This window comes from Streptomyces sp. NPDC054932 (assembly GCF_053610205.1).
Window position 1 is genome coordinate 1 of record NZ_JBSGXU010000313.1, and the last position, 5763, is coordinate 5763.

At 72.0% G+C, this 5763-nt stretch carries 4 protein-coding genes; all 4 read left to right on the forward strand.

Annotation, left to right across the window (positions count from 1 at the left end; translation table 11 throughout):
• Positions 1-135 precede the first annotated feature (135 nt).
• Positions 136-762: a hypothetical protein gene (locus ACWGE1_RS39660; protein ID WP_453425327.1), complete on the forward strand. Its 627-nt coding sequence runs from the start codon at positions 136-138 to the stop codon at positions 760-762.
• A 564-nt stretch (positions 763-1326) separates the two neighbouring features.
• The gene (locus tag ACWGE1_RS39665) at positions 1327-3450 is read left to right on the forward strand and encodes an MMPL family transporter (RefSeq protein ID WP_453425328.1); all 2124 of its coding nucleotides are present in this window, start codon (positions 1327-1329) and stop codon (positions 3448-3450) included.
• Between the two features lie 70 nt (positions 3451-3520).
• Positions 3521-4768 carry an NAD(P)/FAD-dependent oxidoreductase gene (locus ACWGE1_RS39670; protein WP_453425329.1) on the forward strand — a complete coding sequence of 416 codons (1248 nt, stop codon included), beginning with the start codon at positions 3521-3523 and terminating at the stop codon, positions 4766-4768.
• A 373-nt stretch (positions 4769-5141) separates the two neighbouring features.
• Complete coding sequence (locus ACWGE1_RS39675; protein WP_453425330.1) at positions 5142-5672, forward strand: SixA phosphatase family protein; 531 nt, start codon at positions 5142-5144, stop codon at positions 5670-5672.
• The last annotated feature ends 91 nt before the right edge of the window (positions 5673-5763 follow it).

The following is a 5763-nucleotide window of genomic DNA, read 5'->3' on the forward strand; positions in this document are numbered from 1 at the left end:
ATCCGGCATGCTGCAGAATCCCGCCCTGCCCGAGCCCGGGCTCGCAGCCATCGCGGCGGGCACGGACGCCTCGGACGCCGCGCAGGCCCGCATGATGCTGGAGGTCCGGGCACTCCGGGCCGGAACGGAGACCCCGTGCTGACCATGTCCTCCTGGCGGGCCCGGTTCGACCGGCTCGCCGACACCTCCGCGGTGGCCGAGCGGCTGGGCCCCCAGGCGAACATGGCCGACTACCTCACGGACGCGAGCATCGCGTGGTACCACCACCAGGGCGATCTGGTGGTTCCGGAGGACCTCGACCTCGACATCGCGCTGGTCGTCGACGGCGACCTGATCGTGCACGGCTTCCTGGACGACTACGTCTCCGACATCGGCATGCTGGTGGTGCTCGGCGACCTGGTGGTGCGCGACCTGGTCTCCTGGGGTTCGGTGTACGTCGCGGGTGACCTGCGGGCCGAGGGCATCGTCTACGGCTACTACAACGACTTCACCTTCGAGGTGGAGGGCGCCGTACACGCCCGGGCGCTGGTGTTGTACGACAAGTCCGCCTCCTACCGCTCGGGCGAGCTGGAGGTGGAGGTGGAGTCCTACTCCCCACCCAAGGAGCAACTCCGGGCGGCCCGCGACATCTTCGTCCCGCAGGTGTACGACGGTGGCGCGAAGCGGGCCGGGCAGGGACGGCTGCCGAAGCTCCGCCGCCCGAGCTACCAGCGGGTCTGCCGCCGGCTGCGGGAGGGCAAACCGCTGTTCCGCAGTGCGTAGGCGCCCATGAGCCCATGAGCGCATAAGCGCATAAGTTGGGTCCCTTCCGGAGGCCGCTGCCGTCGACGACCAGCGCGCCCGGCTTCAGCGTGGCCGCAGTCCGTCGGAAACCACCTGTTCCACCGCCCTGCTGGTACCGGCCAGGAGGGCGATGGAATCCGGCATGCCGAGCTCCGGCCGGACCGCCCCGGCCTGCTGCCGTCGAGCTGGCCCCGGCGAAGGTGGTCGTCCGGGAGACCGGCGATCCGGAGGTGGTCGTCGCCGGGTTCGACTACCGGGTGCACCACCGGGTGACCGGGCGGACGTTCGAAGCCGCCAACATCCAGGTGCTGCGGGTCCGTGACGGCCTGATCGTCAGCAGCCGACCACCACGACCACCTCGCCCTCGTCGTGGCCGGCGGCCACCTGCCCCAGCCGGTGGCTGCGCTCGAAGGCAAGTAGCCCGGGAAGGACTGCAACCGGATCGGGCCGTCGGCCGGAAGTGGAGGCGAGGGGTTGTCGGTGTCACGCGTGACATCAGCCCATTCTTGATCAATGACTTGGTCGGCAAGGTAAGGATCAACAGTGAGAAATGCGCCGCGCTGGGCCCGCTGGATCGTTCCGCTCGCACTCCTGCTCGTCTGGCTCGGCATCGGCGGCACGCTCGGACCGTACGCGGGGAAGCTGCGCGAGGTCGCCACCAACGACCAGGCGGCCTTCCTGCCGCGGAGCGCCGAGTCGACGCAGGTCCTCGAAGCCCGCAAGGCGTTCGAAGCATCGGCGACCATCCCCGCCATCGTCATCTGGACGGCCGACGGAGGCAGCCGGGTGACCGTCGGGCAGCAGGAGGCCGCCGGGCGGGCGGTCGCAGACCTCGACGGCAAGCCCGGCATCGCTGCCCCCGCCGCTCCGGCCACCGTCTCGGCCGACGGGCTGGCGATGCAGGCCGTCGTGCCGCTCGCGCCCGACCTGGGCGACCGGCTTCCCACCGTCCTGGACGAGGTGCGCCAGGCCGCTCAGCGGGTTCCGGGTACCTCGGTCCAGATCGCCGGACCCGCGGCCAGCCAGGCCGACCTGTCCGACGCGTTCGCCGGCATCGACGGTCTGCTGGTGGGCGTGGCGCTCGGAGCAGTGCTCCTGATCCTGCTGCTGGTCTACCGCAGCGTGCTGCTGCCCCTGGTGATCATCATCAGCGCGGTGTTCGCGCTCGGCCTGGCCTGCGCGGTGGTCTACGCGCTGGCCGACCGGGGCGCCGTCCGCGTGGACGGCCAGGTCCAGGGGATCCTGTCGATCCTGGTGATCGGGGCCGCGACCGACTACGCCCTGCTCGTCGCAGCGCGGTTCCGGGAGGAGCTCGCCGCACGCGGCGACCGTACGGAGGCGGCTCTGGCCGCCGTGCGCCGGTCGGCCGGAGCGGTCACCGCCAGTGCGGCAACCGTGGCCCTGGGCCTGCTGGCCCTGCTGGCGAGCGATCTGACGAACAATCGCGCCCTCGGCCCGGTCGGTGCGATCGGCATCGTCTGCGCCCTGTTGAGCTCGCTGACCTTCCTGCCGGCCGCTCTGGTCCTGCTGGGCCGGGCCGCGTACTGGCCCGCCACCCCCAAGCCGGCCGACGCCACGGCCGAGGGCCACCGCGTGTGGCGCCGGATCGCCGGGCTGATCGACCGGGCGCCGCGGCGCGTGTGGGTGTCCACCGCCCTCCTGCTCGTGGTCCTGGCCGGGTTCGCTCCCGCCCTGTCGTCCAAGGGCGTGCCACTGGACGAAATCTTCGTCAACGACGCGCCCTCGGTCGGCGCCCAGCAGACCCTTGCCCGGCACTTCCCCGGCGGCTCGGGCAACCCGGCCGTCATCATCACCGACGCCGGGCGGGCCGCCGAGGTACGTGCGGCCGCCGAGGGCACGGACGGTGTTGCCTCGGTCGTTCCCGCCACCGAGAGCGGCAGGCCGGGCCCGGGAGCGCCTCTGGTCGTGGACGGCCGGGTGCGTCTGGACGCCACGCTGGACGCGGCGGCCGACAGTGACGCCGCGAAGGAAACGGTCCAGCGGCTGCGCGAGCGGGTGCACGCGGTACGGGGGGCCGACGCGGTGGTCGGGGGCTACACGGCCCAGCAGTTCGACACCCAGCAGACCGCGGCCCGCGACCGTACCGTGATCGTTCCGGTCGTACTCGGCATCATCCTGCTGATCCTGGTCGCACTCCTGCGCTCCGTGCTCGTCCCCGTCCTGCTGGTGGCGACGGTCGCCCTCAACTTCCTCGCGACGCTGGGGGTGTCCGCACTCGTCTTCGAGCACCTGCTCGGCTTCAGTGGAACGGACGCCTCCGTACCGCTCTACGGGTTCGTGTTCCTGGTCGCCCTCGGCGTCGACTACAACATCTTCCTCATGTCCCGGGTCCGCGAGGAAACCCTCACCCTGGGCACCCGCGAGGGCGTCCTGCGCGGGCTCGTCACCACGGGCGGGGTCATCACCTCCGCCGGCGTGGTCCTCGCCGCGACCTTCGCCGCGCTGATGGTGATTCCCCTGGCCTTCCTCGTCCAGATCGCCTTCATCGTCGCGTTCGGCGTCCTCCTGGACACCCTCGTCGTACGCTCCCTGCTGGTACCGGCCCTCATCATCGACATCGGCCCGCGCGCCTGGTGGCCCAGCTCCCTCGCCCGACCGGGCAAGGGCTCCGCCCCGCGGACCGCTCAGGCGGCGCAGGCGCAGTGATCACTGAGCGCGCCTCCACCGTCTCCGGACATACCTGGCGTAACTTCCGGCAAGGGAGGTGACCGCGGCCATGCGAAAGACAGACGGACGGGACGCGGACGTAGTGGTCGTCGGGGCGGGCGCGGCCGGGCTGGCGTGCACGGTGGACCTCATCGCCGCAGGCCTGCGGGTCCGCCTCCTCGAGGCCTCCGACGCCGTGGGCGGGCGGATGCGCACGGACAGGATCCGAGGGTTCACCTTCGACCGCGGATTCCAGGTACTCAACACCTCCTACCCCCAGGTCAAACGCCGCCTCAACCTCCGCGACCTGCGCCTGCGGCCGTTCACTCCGGGCGTTCTGGTGCACACCGCCGAAGGGCCGCGGCGGTTCACCGACCCCACCCGCCTGCTCCGGGAGAGCAGCGACCTCCTCCCGGGCCGGCTGGCCTCCGCCCGCGACCTCGCGGCACTCGGGGTGCTCTCCGCCCGCGACATGCTCACACCGCCGACGCGCCTGCGCGCCCGGTCCGACACCACGACGCTGACCGCCCTGGCCGATGCCGGCCTCTCACCCGGCTTCGTGGAGACCTTCTTCCGGCCCTTCCTGTCCGGCGTGTTCCTGGAGGACCGGCTGGAGACCTCGGCGCGCTTCTTCCACTTCGTGTGGAGGAGCCTGCTGCGCGGCACCACCTGCCTGCCTGGCGAAGGCATCGGCGCCGTACCCGCCCAGCTCGCCGCAGGACTCCCCGACGGCGTCCTGCAGACCGACACACCGGTCGCCTCCCTCACCGCCGAAGGCGTGGTCCTCGCCGACGCCGGCGAAGTGATCGCCCCCGCAGTCGTGGTGGCCACGGGCCACGGCGTGGCAGCCCGACTGCTCCCCGGCCTCGACGTACCCCGCGGCAGGACGGTCACCACCCTCTACCACGCGGCGGACCGATCACCCCTGGCCGAGCCGACGCTGTTGATCGACGCGGGGCGCCGCTTCCTGAACACCTGCGTACTCACCGAGGTCCACCCGGGCTACTCCCAGGACGGGCGGGCCCTGGTCTCGACCTCCGTCCTCGGCAAGCCGGGCCACGTGGACGAGGCCGCCGTACGGGTGGCCCTCGCCGAGGCGTACCGCAGTTCCGACACCGAGAACTGGGAGGCCGTCCACCGCGTGACCGTCCACGACGCGCTCCCGGCGATGCCGTCGCCCCTGCCGCTCTCCCGGACCACACGCTTCACGCCAGGGCGATACGTGTGCGGCGACCACCGGGCGACGGGCTCGCTGCAGGGCGCCCTCGCCTCCGGTACGCGTGCCGCCCGCGAGGTCCTTGCCGACCTGCGGAAGTAGTACGGGCCCATGGGCAGGACGGTCACCGTGCCGTCACGACTGCGCCGCGAGGGCGAGCTCCTTCACGAGCGTCCGGCGCGGTCAGGAACGCGATGCGCATGGCGCCCACTCCCTTCGCCGGGATTCCCGCACTCCCGCGCGTCTTCGCCGACCGGTGGCCCTCAACCGCCGTGCGGCGGAGCACACGTCCCGACCGTACGGCGGCGTACCGCCGGGGGAGACACCGCCCGGCGAGCTGAACATCTGAGCGGGCCCCGCGCGGAGTGGGACGCCGGCAAGGCGCCCGCGCGGGTGCGTACCGTCCGGACTCCCCGCACGATGTCCGTGTAGGTCTACCCGTATCCGTACCGGTCCCGCGGCGAAGGAGATGGCCATGTCCTCGGACTCCGACGCGACCGCCGGGTGCCGGCTGATGCTGGTACGACACGCGAAGGCCGTGCCGAAGCACGCGGCCGAGGACTTCGAACGCTCCCTGAGCGACCGCGGACACGCCGACGCGCCGGAGACGGGGCGCTGGCTTGCCGAGTCCGGCTTCGAGCCCCATCTGGTGCTGTGTTCCCCGGCCCGCAGGACACGGCAGACATGGCAGCTGATCGCCCCGGCACTGCCGGACGTGCCGCCCACCGTGTACGACGACAGGCTCTACAACGCGGCGCCGAACGTGCTGGCCACCGTACTCGCGGAGCGGGGAGCGGGACTGGGCCGTCTGATGCTGGTCGGTCACAACACCGGCATCCACGAGCTGGCCACGGCCCTGTGCGGGACCGGCCCGCCGGAACTGCTGGAACGGCTCAGGGAGGGGCTCCCGACGTCGGGAGTCGTGGTGGTGGACCTGCCGGGCGGATGGGCGGACCTGAACCCGGGCGACGGCCACCTGACCGCCTTCTGGGCACCCGCCCACTAGTAGTGCTTTGTTATCTGGTCTTGTCACGTCGGGTGTGCGGTAGTTCGCTGGCTGTATGAGGGCTGGGGAACTTGCGGCGGTCAGGGCTCGG

Excerpts from the sequence above, each read along its gene's own strand:
- ACWGE1_RS39670 (WP_453425329.1), top strand. The coding sequence starts at position 3,521 with ATGCGAAAGACAGACGGACGGGACGCGGACGTAGTGGTCGTCGGGGCG.
- ACWGE1_RS39675 (WP_453425330.1), top strand. The coding sequence starts at position 5,142 with ATGTCCTCGGACTCCGACGCGACCGCCGGGTGCCGGCTGATGCTGGTA.